Origin of the sequence: Corynebacterium sp. SA-MJD20WY100, assembly GCF_039822565.1 — a bacterium.
Lineage (GTDB): Bacteria > Actinomycetota > Actinomycetes > Mycobacteriales > Mycobacteriaceae > Corynebacterium > Corynebacterium phoceense_A.
Genome location: NZ_JBCJKS010000001.1, coordinates 43,827 through 62,181, shown reverse-complemented (window position 1 = coordinate 62,181; position 18,355 = coordinate 43,827). Strand labels below are relative to the sequence as shown.

Annotated in this window: 15 protein-coding genes and 1 pseudogene; 9 read left to right on the top strand and 7 right to left on the bottom strand. The window is 64.5% G+C overall.

The window, feature by feature from the left end:
* Nucleotides 1-438: 438 nt before the first annotated feature.
* Together lysS and ABJ196_RS00270 are read left to right on the top strand one after the other, a co-directional pair.
* Nucleotides 439-2,034: a lysine--tRNA ligase gene (gene lysS / locus ABJ196_RS00275; RefSeq protein ID WP_347304717.1), complete on the top strand. Its 1,596-nt coding sequence runs from the start codon at nt 439-441 to the stop codon at nt 2,032-2,034.
* A 252-nt stretch (nt 2,035-2,286) separates the two neighbouring features.
* Entirely contained in the window at nt 2,287-3,189 is a 903-nt protein-coding gene (locus tag ABJ196_RS00270) for a hypothetical protein (RefSeq protein ID WP_347304716.1), read from the top strand.
* Between the two features lie 165 nt (nt 3,190-3,354).
* On the opposite strand, the gene ABJ196_RS00265 is transcribed toward ABJ196_RS00270, so the two are convergent.
* Nucleotides 3,355-3,732, bottom strand: coding sequence for a CAP domain-containing protein (locus ABJ196_RS00265; RefSeq protein WP_347304715.1), 378 nt, complete (start codon nt 3,730-3,732; stop codon nt 3,355-3,357).
* 361 nt (nt 3,733-4,093) lie between these two features.
* Between ABJ196_RS00265 and ABJ196_RS00260 the strand changes: the two genes are divergently transcribed.
* From ABJ196_RS00260 to ABJ196_RS00250, 3 genes are all read left to right on the top strand, one after another.
* On the top strand, nt 4,094-5,518 hold the full coding sequence (locus ABJ196_RS00260) for an MDR family MFS transporter (protein WP_347304714.1): 1,425 nt from the start codon (nt 4,094-4,096) through the stop codon (nt 5,516-5,518).
* 349 nt (nt 5,519-5,867) lie between these two features.
* Nucleotides 5,868-8,576, top strand: coding sequence for an ATP-dependent Clp protease ATP-binding subunit (locus tag ABJ196_RS00255; protein WP_347304713.1), 2,709 nt, complete (start codon nt 5,868-5,870; stop codon nt 8,574-8,576).
* 163 nt (nt 8,577-8,739) lie between these two features.
* The gene (locus ABJ196_RS00250; protein ID WP_347304712.1) at nt 8,740-9,357 is read left to right on the top strand and encodes a hypothetical protein; all 618 of its coding nucleotides are present in this window, start codon (nt 8,740-8,742) and stop codon (nt 9,355-9,357) included.
* A gap of 103 nt (nt 9,358-9,460) precedes the next feature.
* Here the strand turns inward: ABJ196_RS00250 and ABJ196_RS00245 are convergent.
* The 3 genes and pseudogenes from ABJ196_RS00245 to ABJ196_RS00235 all read right to left on the bottom strand — a co-directional run.
* A pseudogene (locus tag ABJ196_RS00245) lies at nt 9,461-10,315 on the bottom strand (lipase family protein); the annotation flags it as partial.
* A gap of 24 nt (nt 10,316-10,339) precedes the next feature.
* A complete protein-coding gene (locus tag ABJ196_RS00240) occupies nt 10,340-10,927 on the bottom strand; it encodes a hypothetical protein (protein ID WP_347304711.1) in 588 nt (195 codons plus the stop codon).
* Nucleotides 10,928-10,975: 48 nt separating this feature from the next.
* Complete coding sequence (locus ABJ196_RS00235; protein WP_347304710.1) at nt 10,976-12,196, bottom strand: alpha/beta fold hydrolase; 1,221 nt, start codon at nt 12,194-12,196, stop codon at nt 10,976-10,978.
* Nucleotides 12,197-12,235: 39 nt separating this feature from the next.
* On the opposite strand from ABJ196_RS00235, the gene ABJ196_RS00230 reads away from it, so the two are divergent.
* Together ABJ196_RS00230 and ABJ196_RS00225 are read left to right on the top strand one after the other, a co-directional pair.
* Nucleotides 12,236-12,406 (top strand): DUF4236 domain-containing protein, encoded by a 171-nt coding sequence (locus ABJ196_RS00230; protein WP_077210016.1) that lies wholly within the window; start codon nt 12,236-12,238, stop codon nt 12,404-12,406.
* A gap of 78 nt (nt 12,407-12,484) precedes the next feature.
* Entirely contained in the window at nt 12,485-13,762 is a 1,278-nt protein-coding gene (locus tag ABJ196_RS00225; RefSeq protein WP_347304871.1) for a threonine/serine exporter family protein, read from the top strand.
* Here ABJ196_RS00225 and ABJ196_RS00220 read toward each other — a convergent pair.
* Entirely contained in the window at nt 13,759-14,628 is an 870-nt protein-coding gene (locus ABJ196_RS00220; RefSeq protein WP_347304709.1) for an A/G-specific adenine glycosylase, read from the bottom strand. The genes ABJ196_RS00225 and ABJ196_RS00220 overlap by 4 nt on opposite strands.
* 25 nt (nt 14,629-14,653) lie before the next feature.
* Here ABJ196_RS00220 and ABJ196_RS00215 point away from each other — a divergent pair, with 25 nt between their 5' ends.
* Nucleotides 14,654-15,280, top strand: coding sequence for a carbonic anhydrase (locus tag ABJ196_RS00215; RefSeq protein WP_347304708.1), 627 nt, complete (start codon nt 14,654-14,656; stop codon nt 15,278-15,280).
* Nucleotides 15,281-15,334: 54 nt separating this feature from the next.
* Complete coding sequence (locus ABJ196_RS00210) at nt 15,335-16,078, top strand: hypothetical protein (protein WP_303936992.1); 744 nt, start codon at nt 15,335-15,337, stop codon at nt 16,076-16,078.
* A gap of 125 nt (nt 16,079-16,203) precedes the next feature.
* Here ABJ196_RS00210 and radA read toward each other — a convergent pair whose 3' ends face one another.
* On the bottom strand, nt 16,204-17,607 hold the full coding sequence (gene radA, locus ABJ196_RS00205) for a DNA repair protein RadA (RefSeq protein WP_347304707.1): 1,404 nt from the start codon (nt 17,605-17,607) through the stop codon (nt 16,204-16,206).
* Nucleotides 17,608-17,718: 111 nt separating this feature from the next.
* Entirely contained in the window at nt 17,719-18,312 is a 594-nt protein-coding gene (locus ABJ196_RS00200; protein WP_257035736.1) for a hypothetical protein, read from the bottom strand.
* Nucleotides 18,313-18,355: the final 43 nt, after the last annotated feature.

Here is an 18,355-nt window from a genome sequence, read left to right as displayed (position 1 = left end):
ACGTGGGTAGAACGCATCTATTAAAGGAGGGGTGAGTTTCGAGTGCGTAGAAACGAGGTGTCGGATGCGTGAATTCTCCGTAAACCCCGCGTTTTAGTGTTGTGGGTTCTGTTGGTGTTCGCGCCAGACGATGATGTCGAAGACGCGCAGGGTGCTCAGGTGTGCGGCCGCTTGCGAGTGCGAAGCTTGTACACGGCCACGGGCCCGAAGTCCTTGCGGCGCAGTTGCCAGAAGAGTTTATCCGCGAGGGCCATGTGCTCGTCCGTGGCGTCTTCGAGTGACAGAGCGGGGTGCTGGCGTGCGATGGGGAGGGGCGGCGTGCGTCTCTAACCGGGGCGTCGTAACGCTGAGCGTCGCGGGGTACGTTGTGGCTCTCGGGCCGTCAGAAGCCTGTCCTCAACACGGTCGCTGCGGGAGCGATGGGTTATCCTTGTCTGCGTGAGTGAGCAGAAGAATACTGAAGTAAATGACGTTCCGGAGCAGCTGCGCATCCGCCGCGAGAAGCGCGAGCGCCTGATCGACTCTGGCGTGGAGGCCTATCCGGTCACCGTGCCGCGTTCTACCTCCCTGGCTGACCTGCGCGCCAAGTACGTCGTGGTCGCCGAGGGCGAGGAAAAGGGTACCCAGGAAGGCGTGACCTACTTGGCCGCGGGCGACGAGACCGAGGATGTCGTCTCCATTGCCGGCCGCCTGATCTTCATGCGCAACACCGGCAAGCTCTGCTTCGCGACGCTGCAGGATGGCGACGGCACGCAGGTGCAGGCCATGCTCTCCCTCGCCGAGGTCGGCGAGGAGGCGCTGGCCGCGTGGAAGTCTGACGTCGACTTGGGCGACTTCATCTCCGTGACCGGCAAGGTCATTGCCTCGCGTCGCGGTGAGCTCTCCGTCATGGCCACCGAGTGGCAGATGGCCGCGAAGTCCCTGCGTCCGCTGCCGGTTGCGTTCGCGGACATGAACGAAGAGACTCGCGTTCGCCAGCGCTACAACGACCTCATCGTGCGCCCGGAAGCCCGCAAGAACGCGATGACCCGTGTCCGAGTCCTGCGCGCGCTGCGCGACTACCTGGAAAGCCAGGACTTCGTGGAAATCGAAACACCCATGCTGCAGACGCTGCACGGCGGTGCGGCTGCCCGTCCTTTCGTCACGCACTCCAACGCGCTCGACATCGACCTTTACCTGCGCATCGCGCCGGAGCTCTTCCTCAAGCGCGCCGTCGTGGGCGGCATCGACCGCGTCTTTGAGATCAACCGCAACTTCCGCAACGAGGGCGTGGACAAGTCGCACTCGCCGGAGTTCGCCATGCTCGAGACCTACGCTGCGTGGGGCGACTACAACGACTGCGCACGCACGACGCGCGAGTCCATCCAGTACATCGTCCGTGAGCTCAATAAGGCTGAGGGCAAGGAGCCGGAGGATCTCACTCGTACGCTTGCCGATGGCTCCGTGTACGACTTCGGCGGCGAGTGGAAGGAAATCGAGATGTATCCTTCGCTCAACGAGGCACTTCAGCGCAAGTTCCCGGGGCAGCCGGAGGTCACCATCGACTCCACTGTCGAGGAGCTCAAGGCGATCGCTGACGTCATTGGTCTCGAGGTCCCGAAGGATGGCGGCTGGGGCCACGGCAAGCTCGTCGAGGAAATCTGGGAGGTGCTCTGCGAGGACCAGCTCGAGGGCCCGATCTTCGTGAAGAACTTCCCGGTCGAGACCTCGCCGCTTACCCGTCAGCACCGCTCGCAGCCGCGCGTGACCGAGAAGTGGGACCTCTACGTCCGCGGCTTCGAGCTGGCCACCGGCTACTCCGAGCTCATTGACCCGGTCATCCAGCGCGAGCGCTTCGAGGACCAGGCCCGTCTGGCCGCCAACGGCGATGATGAGGCCATGCGTCTCGATGAGGACTTCCTCGCCGCCATGGAACAGGGCATGCCGCCGACGGCCGGCACTGGCATGGGCATCGACCGCCTGCTCATGGCCGTCACTGGCCTGGGCATCCGCGAAACCGTGCTCTTCCCGCTGGTGAAACCGGAGGCACGTTAGTCTTCGACGCCGACCCGTCTACGGCCGTGTGCCGGGGCGGGTTTCGTGTATCTGGAGGAAACCAACCGCAACGTCCGAATACGGCGCAAGAATGTAGACCTTCTTTCTAATCGACGAGGGCCCCGGGCTCGTGCGCTTCTACAATCAATTGGCCGCGCGCGTGGGAGGCAAGGTCGTGGGGGAGTACCCCCACCGCCGGGTCTACAACGCTGTTGTCCCGTTTATGTCGAGGGCGTGTGTAAAGATGACCGTATGAAATCCCTACTTTTTCCTAGTGCAGTCATCGGCATGGCGCTCGTTGTGAGCGCCTGCTCGTCCGGAACCAGTGAGCCGGTCACTTCGACCGTCGTCGTCCAGCCCTCCGAGTCTGTCTCCGCTTCGGCGTCGAGCGAGGCCACACCGGCTCCCAACTCCACCGCTAAGGCCGCTCCCGCAACCTCGGGAAAGAAGTCGGGCCAGCGCTCCGCGGACGAATTCCTCAACGCCCCGCTCTCCCACTCCACCATGAGCTCTTACGGCGTGACGAACGCTGACGGCTCTTCGGGGTGCATGGTCATCCCGGACAATGACCACGTCTCCTGCCGCCTGGCCTTCAACGACCCGCCGCTCGTCCCCCAGGTGGGCATACCCATTTGGGAATCCAATGGCCTGAACTACGAGGCCGATATCGGCTTTAGTCCAGCCGCATTCGTGGGCGGCGAGTATCGCACGGCCGGTTCGCTGCAGCCGGGCGAGTCGGTCGACATCGAGGGCGTGACTTTCGAAGCCCTTGCTGATGGCGGTCTCAAGGGTACGAAGGACGGCCATGAGTTCACCATCTCGGGTAGCGGCGAGTACCACTCTGATACTTTCCCACCGAAGCCTGCGGCTGACGGCACTGCGCGTGTGGGCACGGTCTGTGGTCAGGCGAACCCCATCGGCAACCAGGACTTCCTCGTCTATGTCGCCCAGGACGACACGAACTGTAACGAGGCGATGGCGGCGCTCGACGAGTACACGGATGCCGAAAAGGGCGGTCAGGCACTTATCGCGCCGGTGAGCAATGGCTGGGGCTGCTCGTTTGCGGCTCTCGACAGCCAGCCTGATACTCCGGAAAATCGCCACTTCACGTGCTCAGCCGATAACGGCCAGCAGCGCGTCGTCCTCATCAAGTAGACGCGGCGCCGCAGCCCATCCGCCGATGGCGTCCCTAGGCTCCTCGCTGTAGGCCGCAGGGACGCCACGGCGTTGGACGACCCAGATGTCGCCTCTTGGAGTCATACGCCACGCCAATTCCGATGTCGGTGTGGTGCGGATACAGCTGTTTCTCGGCGTGGCCGGTCACTGAATTGTCGAAAGACGTGATGATGTCCTCGGCGTCATCTTCACTTCGAACTCAGAGACATAGGGCGTGAGCAGTCTATGCGAGAAGTCATCGCGGGCGGCCATGTGCTCGGCCCACTTTTGTGCCTGGTCGGCGAGTACCGAGCTGTGGATGAGGGCTGTCGCGCTGTTGTCGTCGCGGAAGTCGTTCGTCGCGCGCTCAATGTCATCGGCCGTTATCCGCGTGCTGGCGGTGGAATGCTCGGCTTCCCATTTCACTTGTGCGTCGTCCAGCGTTGTTTTGAGCACGATCGCGCCTACGGGCAACGTCAGGCCGATGACCGTGACGCTGGTGGGCAGCCAGCGGGCGAGAAACTCGCGGACGCGTGGGGCCAAAACAGCACTGACACCATTTTGCTATGAGGAGGCAAAACCAACTGGGGGGGGGAACTAGCCGGGAAACCCGCCGGGGAGAAGACGACGAGAGCGACTGGGTGAGCAATAACAAGAAAGCATTTCGCGTGAAACGCTTTCACCTCATGTATCGCTGTCGTAGCTGGTGGCGTTCACCCACGGACCTCGTGGACACTGTTCACTCCTGCTGTCATCTGTGGAATTGCCCACAAACTCACATTCTCGAATTACGAGCGGTAGCTGTCGCTGGTTAAGGTAGACGCTTGTCTTTTTATTACGCGTATGTGCGCCTTGTGCGTGGATACGCCCTTTTTAATGCGTGAGAAGAAAGTTGTGACACTTCATGGCTGAACCACAGACCCTGCCGAAGGGCACAGGCATGACGCTTGCCGTGCTCGTCCTCGGCGCGATGATCATGATCCTCAACGAGACCTCGCTGTCCGTTGCCTTGCCTGCCATTATGGCGGACTTCGGCATTCCGGCGACTTCGGCACAGTGGCTCACCACGGGCTTCATGCTCACCATGGCCGTGGTCATCCCTGCGACCGGCTACCTGCTGGAGCGACTGCGCACCCGCCAGATCTTCCTCTTCGCGGTCGTCGCGTTCCTCGTCGGCACCGTCGTCGCCGCCATGGCTCCGGTCTTCCCGCTGTTGCTGCTCGGCCGCATTGTTCAGGCCTCCGGCACGGCGCTTATGATGCCGCTGCTCATGACGGTGACCATGACCCTCGTGCCGCCGCAGCGCCGTGGCTCCGTCATGGGCGTTATCTCCATCGTCATCTCCGTGGCACCCGCGCTCGGTCCGACGGTGGGCGGCTTCATTCTTAACTCGCTCACGTGGCACTTCATCTTCTGGGCTATGGTGCCGCTGGTCGTGCTCATCCTCGTCTTCGGCCTTATTAAGCTGCCCAACGTCGGCGAGCAGCGCACCATCCCGCTCGACTTCCTCTCCGTCGTCCTGTCCGTCCTCGCCTTCGGCGGCCTCGTCTACGGCCTGTCCTCCATCAACGCGATCCTCAAGGGCGAGGGCACCACGGAAATCATCATCACCGTCGTGGGCCTAATCTCGCTCATCATCTTCGTGCGCCGCCAGAACGCCCTCGCGAAGGACAACCAGGCGCTTATGGATCTGCGTCCGTTCCGCGTGCGCAACTACACGTTCGCCATCGCCATCATGCTGCTCTCTTTCGGCATGATGCTCGGCACTGTCACCGTCCTGCCCATCTACCTGCAGACCTCGCTGGGCGCTACCGCGGCGATGACCGGGCTTGTGGTCATGCCCGGCGGCATCCTCCAGGCCCTCATTTCGCCGTTCGTTGGCCGTCTCTTCGACTCTTATGGTCCGCGCCCGCTGCTTATCCCCGGCGTCATCATGCTCACCGCCTCGCTGTGGCTCATGTCCACCCTCGATGAGAATGACGCCATCTGGCACGTCGTCGCCATGCACATTCTGCTTGCTTTCGGCATGGGTCTTATGATGACCCCGCTGATGACCTCGGCGCTGTCCTCCCTGCCGGGCGACCTCTACGGCCACGGCTCCGCCATCATGAACACCCTGCAGCAGCTCGCCGGCGCGGCCGGCACGGCCTTCCTCGTCGTGTTCCTCACCCGCGGCACCGAGTCCAGCATGGCCGCAGGCCAGGCTGCCGATGCCGCCACTGCCCACGGCGCACACTGGGCCTTCCTCTTCGCTGGCGCCGTGGGCATCGTCGCGTGTGTCCTCGCGCCGATGGTCAAGCGCATCCCGACCACGGAGGAAGCCCACTAGGAGCCCTTCGCGCTCGGGCTGCTGCATCTGAGCGTGCCTGAATACGCCTGTCCCCGCCACGATTGTCATCGCGGCGGGGACACGTGCATTGAGGGGAGCCGATGCGAGGGGGCATCGGAAAGCGGGGCGGGTTGGTACAGGCGACGCAGAGCCGTGTGGGGACGCCTCCAGAAGACCACAGTGAGGCTTCGATCAGGGCCAGAAAAGGCCCTGTTCGCTACCGGCGTACACCCCTGTGAGCTGGGGGAACGAGGGGTCGGGGCGAACACGTGGAGGCAGAGGGCAATGCCGGGGCGAAGGTGCGCGTTAGAGTGGGCAAAGAACTATTAGAGCGAAAGAGGTTATGGACATGTTTGAGAGGTTTACGGACCGTGCTCGACGCGTCATCGTGTTGGCGCAAGAGGAAGCACGCATGCTCAACCACAACTACATCGGCACGGAGCACATCCTGCTCGGCCTGATCCACGAGGGTGAGGGTGTCGCCGCCAAGGCGTTGGAGTCCATGGGCATCTCGCTCGAGGACGTCCGCCGTGAGGTGGAAGAGATTATCGGCCACGGCACGCAGCCGACCACGGGCCACATCCCGTTTACCCCGCGCGCCAAGAAGGTGCTCGAGCTGTCCCTGCGCGAGGGCCTGCAGATGGGTCACAAGTACATTGGCACCGAGTTCCTGCTTCTCGGCCTCATCCGTGAGGGTGAAGGCGTGGCCGCACAGGTCCTTATTAAGCTCGGCGCCGATCTTCCGCGCGTGCGCCAGCAGGTTATCCAGCTGCTCTCCGGTTACGAGGGCAACCAACAAGAAGGCGGCGAGGGCCAGCCGGGTTCCGGCCCCGTCGGCGCCGGCGCTGCCCCGGGCGGCCGCACCGGTGGCGGCAACGGTGGTGACCGTTCCAACTCGCTCGTGCTTGACCAGTTCGGTCGCAACCTGACCCAGGCTGCGAAGGAAGGCAAGCTCGACCCGGTCGTGGGCCGCGACAAGGAAATCGAGCGCATCATGCAGGTGCTCTCGCGTCGTACCAAGAACAACCCGGTGCTCATTGGTGAGCCGGGCGTTGGTAAGACCGCCGTCGTCGAGGGCCTGGCTCTCGATATCGTCAACGGCAAGGTTCCGGAGACCCTCAAGGACAAGCAGCTCTACTCGCTCGACCTGGGCTCCCTCGTTGCCGGTTCCCGTTACCGTGGTGACTTTGAGGAACGCCTGAAGAAGGTCCTCAAGGAGATTAACCAGCGCGGCGACATCATCCTGTTCATCGACGAGATCCACACTCTCGTCGGCGCGGGCGCTGCAGAAGGCGCTATCGACGCGGCCTCGCTGCTTAAACCGAAGCTGGCCCGTGGCGAGCTGCAGACCATCGGTGCGACCACGCTCGATGAGTACCGCAAGCACATTGAGAAGGACGCCGCCCTGGAACGTCGTTTCCAGCCGGTGAAGGTCGACGAGCCTTCGCTTGAGGACACTGTCCTTATCCTTAAGGGCCTGCGCGACAAATACGAGGCACACCACCGTGTTTCCTACACGGACGAGGCCCTCAAGGCTGCTGCTCACCTGTCTGACCGCTACATTAATGACCGTTTCTTGCCGGATAAGGCCGTTGACCTCCTCGACGAGGCTGGCGCCCGTATGCGCATTAAGCGCATGACTGCTCCGGAAGACCTGCGTGAGGTCGATGACCGTATCGCTGAGGTCCGCAAGGAAAAGGAAGCGGCCATCGACGCACAGGACTTCGAGAAGGCTGCTGGCCTGCGCGACAAGGAGCGCAAGCTCGGCGAAGAGCGCGCAGAGAAGGAAAAGCAGTGGCGCTCGGGAGAGCTCGAGGACATCGCCGAGGTCGGCGAGGACCAGATTGCAGAGGTTCTGGCTCACTGGACCGGCATCCCGGTTCTCAAGCTCACGGAGAAGGAATCCTCTCGCCTGCTCAACATGGAAGAGGAGCTCCACAAGCGCATCATTGGCCAGGACGAAGCCGTCAAGGCTGTCTCCCGCGCTATCCGCCGTACGCGCGCAGGCCTCAAGGACCCGCGTCGTCCTTCCGGTTCCTTCATCTTTGCCGGCCCGTCCGGTGTTGGTAAGACGGAGCTGTCCAAGGCCCTGGCGAACTTCCTGTTCGGTTCGGATGATGACCTCATCCAGATCGACATGGGCGAGTTCCACGACCGCTTCACCGCGTCGCGTCTCTTCGGTGCTCCTCCGGGATACGTCGGCTACGAGGAGGGCGGCCAGCTCACCGAGAAGGTGCGCCGCAAGCCGTTCTCCGTCGTTCTCTTCGACGAGATTGAGAAGGCCCACAAGGAGATCTACAACACCCTCCTGCAGGTCCTCGAAGACGGCCGCCTCACCGACGGCCAGGGCCGCGTGGTCGACTTCAAGAACACCGTTCTTATCTTCACCTCGAACCTGGGTACGCAGGACATCTCCAAGGCCGTGGGCCTGGGCTTCTCCGGCTCCGCGTCGCAGGATGCTGATGGCCAATACGAGCGCATGAAGAACAAGGTTCACGACGAGCTGAAGAAGCACTTCCGCCCCGAGTTCCTCAACCGTATCGATGAGATTGTGGTATTCCACCAGCTCACGCAGGAGCAGATCGTGCAGATGGTCGAGCTGCTCATCGGCCGCGTGGAGAAGCAGCTCACCGAGCGCGACATGGGTATCGAACTCACGCAGAAGGCCAAGGACCTTCTGGCCAAGCGTGGTTTCGACCCGGTTCTCGGCGCTCGTCCGCTGCGCCGCACCATCCAGCGCGAGATCGAGGATCAGCTCTCCGAGAAGATCCTCTTCGGCGAGATTGGTGCCGGCGACCTCGTGACGGTCGATGTGGAGAACTGGGACGGCGAGTCCAAGGACAACACGAACGCGACGTTCACCTTCTCGCCGAGCCCGAAGCCGCTGCCAGCTGGCACCTTCACCGACGAGGAGGCCGACGCCGAGGTGCGTGAGACCGAAGAGGTCGTCACCGCCGACGTGCCGTCCGCATCCTCCGAGCCAGAGCTGCCGCTCGACGACTACTCGAACGACGACGGCAACAACCCGCCGACCGCCGGTGCAGGCCAGGCGCTTTAAGTCTTAGCCCGTTTGAGGCGTAGAGCAACAAAACCCGCATGCAGTGATTGCATGCGGGTTTTTGTATGCCTGCGGAGGTGTATTCCAGATATGCTGCAGTCTTCTAGACTCAACTCGGTTGCTCTTATAGCCCGTGCAATCCTCGCCTATCGAAAGGAAAGCTATGGTTTCGTCGAAGAAGACAAGATCTGCAACCGCCCGCTCGAGTAAGTCCGGCTGGCCGCTGATCGCTGGGGTTGTCTTATTGGCGGGTATTGTGCTCGCCGCAGTGGGGTTCGTAGCGTGGACCGTGTGGGGTGGCGGAAAGAACAATAATGCGGAGCGCCCGACCGTTGTGGTCACGCAGACCGTGTCGGGGCAGGGCGTGGAGGCGGGGGTGCCGACTACCGAATCCGAGAGTGAGGATCAGACGCCTGCCACAACACCGGAAGCGTCACCGTCGACGGAGGCGGCGTCGGGTGAAGCAGGCATGCCGGAGGGACTTACACAGAGCGGATGGTCGGGGACTACTGCCGTCTGTGGTGATGGCGAGACGCTCGCCTTTGCCGGGCGTGGTCCCGATGGCGCGGCGGTCGTGTGTGCATCTGGTGGCGAGTACATCTATCACAGCGCGCTGTTTGGTGGATCGCTGACAAACACGGCCTATCTGGAAGGCCCAACGTTCTATGTTCCCACGGACGACGCACTCATCACGGTGAGCGACGGCAGCTTTGGCGTGCGCCAGGGCGGTGCCCGTGTGGCGGGCGGAGAATTTACGGAGAGCTGGCGCGCGCAGGGCTAGCGCAGGGGAGATGAGCCCGCGCGGCGTGTGCTGCGTGCGCGGGCTATTCCGGGGTTACTCCGACGCGGGGGCGGACTCGGAGCTCAGCGAGCCACTTGAGGAATCATCGTCGTTGCTGGCGGTGATGCCGATGATGGCGCTCACGAGCGTAGCCAGCGCCATGATGAGGGAGAGAAGATCTTGGGTCTTGATATCGCTGAATTTTGGCATGCGTGACAGCTCCTTGTTCCGGCACACGGCGCGGATCGCCGCATGCAAGGAGACCAAGTCTAGCCCGCCAACAGAGCCTGCTCCAACCAGTCGAGGGCGGGATCGAACTGCGCGAAGAGGCCTGCGGCGTGGCCGCCGGAGACGCGGGACGAGAACGGCGAGCCAGCAACCTCGGTGGTCTCCACCGCCGCGCCGAGCTTCTGCCAGTCCGAGGCCAGTGCATGGCCGGGTCATGATTGACAATGTCATCGTTGGGGGCGCTGCCCACGAAAACGCGGCCCGTGAAGGCGACGGTGCCCAGCTTCTGGTGGGCGAGGACGGAGGAAACACGCTTGTCCGAGGCGATGAACTCGGCCATGGACATGCCGGTATCCGAGAGCGATGACAGCGGAGTAGCACCCCAGCGCAGCATGGAGTCGATGATGCACGAGCGGGAGTTTTCCGCGAGCCAGTAGCGGCTCTTGGAGTTGAGGTAGCCGTTGACAGCGGTGGCAAAGCCCTCGTCGCGCGCAGAGAATCCCGCGATGACGTAAGCGAGGTCCGGGCCTAAGTTCGGCGAGCCGCCGAGCATGGCGATGAGGTCAGCCGGGGGAGCGCCCGTGTAGGTGGCGCGCAGGTTGAGCTCTGGGGCGTATGCTTCTGCGAGCTCAGCGCCGGCGGCAGCGGCGCCGCCGCCCTGGGAGTATCCAAAGAGAGCGACAGGGCGGCCCGAGTCACCGACGACGGCGCGGGCGGCGTCGAGCATCGCGTGGGCCTGCTCGACGCGGTTGGCCTACGTGTGGACGCCGGGCGTACCCAGACCGATGTAGTCAGTGAGCACGAGACGCATGCCGCGCGCGCGGAATTTTGCGTAATAGGGCAGCTCATAGTTAATGCCCATGGACGACATGAGCGGGGCGATCTGGCCGCGGAAGCCCGGGCCCTTGGTGGGTGCGCAGTGATCCGCGAGACCGCGGGTGCCCGGTGCCATGACGACGGTGGGGGCGGGCCCTTCATCGTGCCAGGGGCCGGTGGGCTCCAGGACCGCGCCGGAGACGTACGTGGGCGTGCCATCCTCCAGGGTGGAGGAGTAGAGAATGCGGCTGCGGCCCACGCCCACGTTGCTCTCACGCAGGAGCGTGCCCGCCGGGGCGTAGCCCACGGCCGAGGGCGGCGTCATGTAGAAGTCGTACTCCTCGCCGGCTGAGCTGGAACCGGAGCTGGAACCGGAGCTAGAACCGACGCTCGACAGGGATGAGGCAGACGCGGGGTCCGCGGTGGCGAGAGGGGCAGTGCACAGCGCCGCCGCGGTCAGGGCGGCGAGGGAGGAAGCGGTGAGAATACGGCCCGCACGCAGGGGAGAGAGGGAGAGAAGTTTCACGGTGAAAATACTGCCGTGTGGCGCCGACATGGGCGGTGTGACCTGGGTCTATGCACAATTGCTGGGGGCGGGCTTATTCGTGAACAGGTCGAAGAGGTAGACCAGGCCCTTCGGCACGGAGGCCATGAGAGGCACCGCGTGGCCGAGGGCCGCGCCGGGGGCGAGTGCCGTGCCGGGCTCCGCCACGAAGTTCACCGTCGCGCCGGCCTGGCAGTAGGCGCCAGCGAGCGCGCGGGCCTGACCGTAGGGGATGAGATCATCCGTGGGGGAGTTCGCGATGTAGATGGGCGCGTTGGGGGTGTGCTGGCCGAGCTTCTGGCGGCGCAGCGTCTCGCCGATAATGGGCTCTTTGAGAGAGAGTTCCTCCAGGGATTCGCCGTGGGCCGTGAGCGTCTGGGTGCGGGTAAAACCCCATTTCGCAACGGATTCGCCGATGCACGAGGTAGCGGCGTCGCGCAGGAAGGCCTTGCCGCGGTCGTTGAAGTTGGCGAGGATGGCGTCGCGGAATTGCGGGTCGCGCTCCGCGAAGCCGTTAATGGCGTAGCCCAGCACGTGCGCGATGGCGGAGCCGTTGACGGCATGCATGACGCGTTCGAGGTCAGCCGGCGGGGCACCGGCATAGGTGCCGCGGACGTTGAGGTCGGGGCCATACGACTCGGCGAACTCGGCCGCCGCGGCCGCCGCGCCGCCGCCCTGGGAGTAGCCGGCGAAGGCGATGGGGGCATCGGCAGGCGCGCCGGAGGCCTGGAGCGCAGCACGGCCGGCGTCGATGACGGCGTGGGCTTCCTCGATGTTATTGACGTAGGTGTGGTGTCCCGGGGTGCCGAGCCCGATGTAGTCCGGGACGATGACGCGCATGCCGGCCGCGGCGGCAGCCTGGTGGAACTGGTACTCGTAGTTAAAATTCACCGAGCCGGGCCACGCGGAGGACACGCCAAGGAAGGATTGTGAGGGCGCGCACTGGTCGCCCTGACCGCGGGTGCCCGGGGCGAAGACGATGGTGGGACGCGGGCCGCCGTGCGTCCAGGCGGCGGTGGGCTCGTAGAGCGTCGCGGTGGCCGCGACGGGGGAGCCATCTTCGCGCGTCGTGGAGTACGTGAGCACGCGGGCGGAGGCATTGGCGGGTAGTAGGTGCTGGAAGGGCGCGCTGGCGGTGACGGTGCCGGGAGAGGGGGCATGGGCAGGCGCGGCGACAGCCGTGGCGGGCGGAAGGACAAGGCTTGCGGCAAGGGCGAGCGAGGAGAGAAGAAAGCGGATTTTCACGAGCATAGATTACCCGGATTTGGGCGGGACGCTAGACTTTGCTGCATGGGTATTTACTTCCGCAAGCGCAAGAAGACGGGCAAGAATAGCTGGATCAATATCTCCGGCTCGGGTGCTTCGATGTCCACGAAAATCGGTCCCGTGACCCTCAACTCGCGTGGTGGCATGTGGGTCAACCTGCCCGGCGGACTCAACTTCCGCGGTCGCTGGCGCTAAAGCACGCGGCTTTAGTCGAGAATAGATAGGTGAAGGGAGCGACGGCCTATGGGCATGTCGCAAGCGGAATATCGGCAGATGGGCGTCGAGGCCGACGTCGTGCTGCGCTTGGGCATGCTGCTCATGGGCGCGGGCACATCCGGCTACCGCGTCATGCGTGGAATGAAGCGCGCGGCGCGCGCGATGGGTTTTGACCGGCTCGACCTGTCCGTGGGCGTGACGCAGATTGTGTGCACGTTCCACCGCGGTGAGCATTTCCGAACCATCATTGCGCAGCAGCATTCGCCGGCGGTTGACGCTTCGCGCATCGAGGCGCTTGAGGATCTCACACACCACGGGGTGCCATGGGGGATCACGGCGGAAGAACTCACGGCGAAGCTTGATGCGATTGAGCATGGCGTGACGAAGCGCTGGAACGTGTGGATTCTCTCGACTGCTGCGGCCGTGGCGTGCGCGTCCTTTGCGGTGCTCAACTACTTCTCCTGGGTGGCCATCGCGCTCGTGGCCCTGGCTGCTTTCTGTGGGCAGTTCACGCGCCACACCCTAGCCAAGCAACACGTTCACCAGCTGGGCGGCATCATCGCGGCGGGGCTCGTGTCCTCGCTCGTCTTTTTTGCCACCACGGAATCCCTCGCCGCGGCGGGGCTCGCGGACCCCGCGGGGTTCTCCTCCGGCTACGTTGCTGCGGTGCTCTTCCTCATCCCGGGCTTCCCGCTGTTTTCCGCGCTCATTGATTTAGGCCGCTTCGACTTCGACGCGGGGCTCGCGCGCTTGACGTATGCGCTCACCGTCATCCTTGCGGCGACGTTTACGGTGACGATGGTGAGCTGGTTGACGGATCTCAAGCCGGAGCCGGCGCAGGCGGACTTCACGCCGGAATGGTTCCTGCTCGCGGCCGCGGCGAGTTTGTGCGGCATCGCGGGGTTCGCCTTCCTCTTTAATTCCTCGCGGCGCATGGTGCTCGTCGCCGCGTGCGTGGGCACCGTGGCCAACCTCGTGCGCCTGCTGCTTGTGGAAGCCGGCACTACGGCCTACTTTGCGGCGTTCGTGGGCGGGCTCATCGTGGGCCTCCTCGGCGCCGTCGCCTCAAAGCAGGTGCATCTGCCCCGCATTACAACCACGGTTCCGGCCTCCGTCATCATGATTCCCGGCACCGCGATGTTCCGCTCCGTCTACCAGCTCAACGCCGGCGATATGACGCAGGCGCTCACCTTCGCCGCGACGGCGGCCATGGTGGTCATTTCCATTGGCGCCGGGCTCATTCTCGCGCGTCTGCTCACGGATAAGGATTGGGCGTTGGGCCACCTCATCGACTTCTCGCATCACCGCCTGGGTGCGGGGAACCCAGACTTCTAGGAAGGCAACCGGAACCGTCCGTCGGGGTCCTGCTCCGCGAGCCCGTCCTCGAGCAGCGAGGCCAACGCGCGGGAGCGCTGCGGCGCGTCCTCCCACACGGCGTCGAGCGCCGCCTGTGAGACTGGCTCGGTCGCCCCGCGCAGCACCGCCATGAGCCGCCCGCGCGCTTGGCGGTCCGTGCCCGTGAATTTCTGAACGCGTTTCTTCGCCTTGGCGGTCTCCTCCTCCGAGGGCTCCGGGCACCCGGCGAGCTGCCACGCGCACTTGGGCTTGAGCGGACAGACGTCGCACGAGGGATTCTTCGCCGTACACACAAGGGCACCTAACTCCATGAGCGCGGCGGAGACACGCGGCCCGCGCCCAACGGGTGCGGCCTCGAGGAGCGAGGCGACATCGGCAAGCTCCCGCTTGCGCGGCGTGGGCGGCAGGAAGGTCCCTGTAATAGCGCGCGCGTAGACACGCCGCACATTCGTATCGACCACGGGCACGTTGAGCCCGTAGTGGAAACACGCCACGGCGCGGGCGGTGTAGTCCCCGATGCCAGGCAATTCCAATAAAGCATCGACATCAGAGGGGACGGGTGAAGAGCCGAGAGCCTGGGCGCACTCCCAGAGCCGCAGCGCGCGCCGGGGATAGCCCAGCGTGCCCCACGCCTTGAGGATGTCTGCGCGGGAGGCCGCCGCGAAGTCCACGTGGGTAGGCCAGCGCGCCATCCAGTCCTCCCAGACGGGGGCGACGCGCGCGACGGGTGTTTGTTGGCTCATCACTTCGCTGAGCAGCACGCCCCAGGCGGTGGTGCCGGGCCTACGCCAGGGGAGATCCCGCTCGTTGACGCCAAACCATGCAAGAAGTGCTTCGAAGTTCATCAGGGATAGTTTAAACTTATGTACCGTGGCTAAAAACACTGAGCTCAAGACCCCTCAGGACGTCTGGGACGCCCTGCTGGCTGGAAACAAACGTTATGCCTCTGACCAGGCGGAACATCCTAACTCCGATATTGCCCGTCGCGACGCCCTGCGCACCGGCCAGGCTCCGCGCGTTGCAATTTTTTCTTGCGGCGACTCTCGCGTCCCCGCTGAACTTGTCTTCGACATGGGCTTTGGCGACGCGTTTATCATTCGCAATGCCGGCCATATCGTGGACACCGCCGTGCTCGCCTCCGTGCAGTTCGCCGTCGATGACCTCAACTGCGACCTCCTTGTCGTCATGGGCCACCAGTCCTGTGGCGCGGTGAAGGCGACCTCGGGCTTCCTCAAGGACGACTCCACCATTCCGGCCGGCTTCCAGCGCACCATCGTGGAAAAGGTCGCGCTTGCCGCCGTTGCCTCCCAGGCCGAGGGCAAGGACACCACGGACGACTTCGAGCGTCGTAACACTGTGGAGGCCGTCAAGCAGCTCATGGCGCGCATTCCGCATCTCGCCGATAAGGTTGAAGCAGGTGAGCTCGGCATTGCTGGCATTCGCTATCTCCTCGACGACGGCACGGTCGAACCCCTCGTCCTGCACGGCGTGCAGTAGACACGCGGGCCCGCAGTGGCGCAGGTCGCGCCGGTCACGCCCTAAAATAAGGGCATGTCGACTCCGCGTAAGCCACTGCCTCCCGTGATTTATCAGCGCCGCCGTGCGGCCGCGCTGATTCTTATCCTCGTGGTGGTCGCCGCGCTTATCATCGCCTGGGCAGTGGGCCGAGGCGGTAAGGATGATGCGTCGCAACAAGCCGCCGCAACCTCCTCGCTGGCCCAGCCTGTCGATGCCCCCACCTCCGCACCGTCGGCCGCTCCCACGTCCTCCGCTGAGACTGCGGCTGACGCGTCGGCGCCGGAGTCCTCCGCCGCGGAGGCTCCCGCTTCCGACGGCGCCCCGTCCGCAGAGTCCTCTGCAGCCGCGCCGTCCGAATCCGCGGCAGCGTCCGAAGCGCCGAAGAATTCCTGCACCGTGGATGATCTCAAGGTGAGCGTGAAAACCGTGGAGGCGTCCTACAAGGACGGTGCCTTGCCTGTCTTCGTCATGGACGTCGAAAACCCCACGGCCGTGGACTGCGATATCGACTTGGACCAGAACAAGCTGCGCTTCGAGGTCTATGCGATGGGCACGAACGCCCGCGTGTGGGCGGACACGGATTGCTACCCCTCCGTCCAGACCGGTCGCACGACCTTCAAGGCCGGCGCCACCCAGCAATTCCAAGCCACCTGGTCCCGCAAGGGCTCTGAACCCGAAAAGTGCACCGACCGTCCCATCGCGGAGGACGGCCACTACTTCGCCCACGGCATCATTGGTGACAACTACTCAGAGGCCTATACGTTCGCCATCAGCTAGACGCGACCGACCTCACCGGTCTCCGTGCTTTCACCGTCACCCGCCAGCGCACCCACGCGCCGTGCGGGGCGACCGCCTTTTTATCCCCGCTATCCTTTTCTTCCCCGCTATCCTTTTCTTCCCCGCTACGCGTCGACGAGCGCGATGGCCTGCCCCAGCGTCGCGACTTCCTTGACGCGCATGCCCGCGACCTTCGCCTCCGAGCCCGCAGGCACGATGGCCTGCTTGTAGCCCAAGCGTGCGGCCTCGGCGAGGCGCCGTTCCACGCCGGGCACGCGGCGCAGCTCGCCGGCCAAGCCCACCTCGCCGATGACGACGGTCTTCGCGGGCAGCGGCTGCTCATGCAGCGAGGACCACGTGGCTAGCGCCACCGCCAGGTCCGTGGCTGTTTCGTTGATGCGCACGCCTCCCACCGTGGCGACATATGCGTCCTTCTCATTCGACTTCTGGCCTGCGCGGGCCTGGAGCACGGCGAGCACCATGGGCACACGGTTATTGTCCAGGCCTGTGACCACGCGGCGCGGGTTCTTCGAGACCGGATCCACCGTGAGCGCCTGAACTTCTGCCAAGATGGGCCGCACGCCGTCCATCGCGACTGTGACCGCTGAGCCGTCCGGCGTCGCCCCGCGGTGGGAGAGGAAGAGCCCCGACGGATCCGAAACTTCCCGAATGCCGCCGGCGGTCTGCTCGAAGCAACCCACCTCGTCCGTCGCGCCGAAGCGATTCTTAATACCGCGCAGCATGCGCAAGCTGGACTGCCGGTCGCCCTCAAAGTTGAGGACGACGTCCACGAGGTGCTCGAGCACGCGCGGGCCCGCGACATTGCCGTCCTTCGTCACGTGGCCGACGAGCAGGATGGGAATGCCCGTCGTCTTCGCCAACGTGGTGAGCGCCGCCGTCACCGCGCGCGACTGCGCCACGCCACCGGCCACGCCCTCGACGCCCGCGGCATGCATGGTCTGCACCGAGTCCACAATCATGAGCGAAGGTTTGAGCTGTTCCACGTGTCCGAACACCACATCGAGGTTGGACTCCGCTGCCAGATAGAGCGTGTCATGCAGCGCTCCGGTGCGCTCCGCGCGGGCACGTACCTGGCCCGCAGACTCCTCCGCCGTCACATAGAGCGCAGTGCGGTTCAGCTGCGCCCACTGTGAGGCCACCTCGAGCAGCAGCGTGGACTTGCCCACGCCTGGCTCGCCCGCCATGAGCACCACGGACCCCGGCACGATGCCGGTGCCCAGCACGCGGTCAAGCTCCCCAATGCCCGTGGGCAGCGTCTTCGTCGCCGACGCCCCAATCTTCGTAATCGGTTGCGCCGGGCTCGTGGGAGTAAGCCCTTTGGCCAGCTGGCCGCTTACGGCCGCCTGCGCCGCGGCCCCGCCGCCCAGGCCGCCACCCGACGCGGGCGCGGCGGGCATGGATTCCTGCAGTGTGCCCCACGAACCACACTCGGGGCAGCGCCCCAGCCACTTGGGCGAGACATATCCACACTCGGAGCAGGTGTGGATGGGACGAACTTTCTTAGCCATGCTGCCTACTCTAAACCAGCCCCCCAACACGAAACCCCCGCCAACGCTGACCAGCAGCGCGGGCGGGGGAGTGCTCGAAGGCGTGTGCGGCATGGCCGCGCACGGAGAGAATTAGTGGTGCTCAGCCTTAGCGGTCTCCGTGGTGTAGCCCTCGGTGGAGGAGGAGTCACGGTTGTACTGGCCGGAGGTCAGCGGGGAGGCGGACACCGGAGCGTCCACGGTGAGCTCACCGTTGTTGAAGGTGAAGGTAACCGGGCGGGTGCCGCCGAAGGCGTAGTCCTCGTTGGTGAGGTCAGTGGTGACGTACTGGACAGCGTCGTTGGTCTCGTCCTTCGGGGTGGCCTCGAGGTTGGCCTTGGAATCACCGATGATGGACTGGCCGCGGCCGATGGGCTGTGTGGAGGAGACGTTGACGGACTGGCCGTCGACGTCGATGGACTGGAGAGTGACCTTGCCGTCGGCGTAGCCGTCGTTGATGACGCTGAACTTGAGCGATGCGGTGCCATCGTTCGGCTCCAGCTGGATGGTGACGTCACGCACGGCCACGGCGCCGTCTTCGGTCTTGGCGTTGGTGCCATCCACTGCGATGACCTTCTGCGAGGTCTGGGTGATGTGGCCCGCGGAGCAGGCTGCCAGAGAAAGCGCGGACATAGCGGCAACAGAGATGATGGCACCGCGACGTGCGGCAGACTTCAGGGACTTCACTTCGAGCGTCCTCCAATTAAGAGATCAGGCGTTTATCAACGAC

Bases quoted from the DNA above. Each gene is read 5' to 3' on its own strand.
- ABJ196_RS00270 (WP_347304716.1), top strand. From the start codon at position 2,287: ATGAAATCCCTACTTTTTCCTAGTGCAGTCATCGGCATGGCGCTCGTT.
- ABJ196_RS00220 (WP_347304709.1), bottom strand. From the start codon at position 14,628: ATGAACTTCGAAGCACTTCTTGCATGGTTTGGCGTCAACGAGCGGGAT.
- ABJ196_RS00255 (WP_347304713.1), top strand. From the start codon at position 5,868: ATGTTTGAGAGGTTTACGGACCGTGCTCGACGCGTCATCGTGTTGGCG.
- radA (WP_347304707.1), bottom strand. From the start codon at position 17,607: ATGGCTAAGAAAGTTCGTCCCATCCACACCTGCTCCGAGTGTGGATAT.
- ABJ196_RS00225 (WP_347304871.1), top strand. From the start codon at position 12,485: ATGGGCGTCGAGGCCGACGTCGTGCTGCGCTTGGGCATGCTGCTCATG.
- ABJ196_RS00250 (WP_347304712.1), top strand. From the start codon at position 8,740: ATGGTTTCGTCGAAGAAGACAAGATCTGCAACCGCCCGCTCGAGTAAG.
- ABJ196_RS00210 (WP_303936992.1), top strand. From the start codon at position 15,335: ATGTCGACTCCGCGTAAGCCACTGCCTCCCGTGATTTATCAGCGCCGC.
- ABJ196_RS00260 (WP_347304714.1), top strand. From the start codon at position 4,094: ATGGCTGAACCACAGACCCTGCCGAAGGGCACAGGCATGACGCTTGCC.
- ABJ196_RS00235 (WP_347304710.1), bottom strand. From the start codon at position 12,196: ATGCTCGTGAAAATCCGCTTTCTTCTCTCCTCGCTCGCCCTTGCCGCA.
- ABJ196_RS00230 (WP_077210016.1), top strand. From the start codon at position 12,236: ATGGGTATTTACTTCCGCAAGCGCAAGAAGACGGGCAAGAATAGCTGG.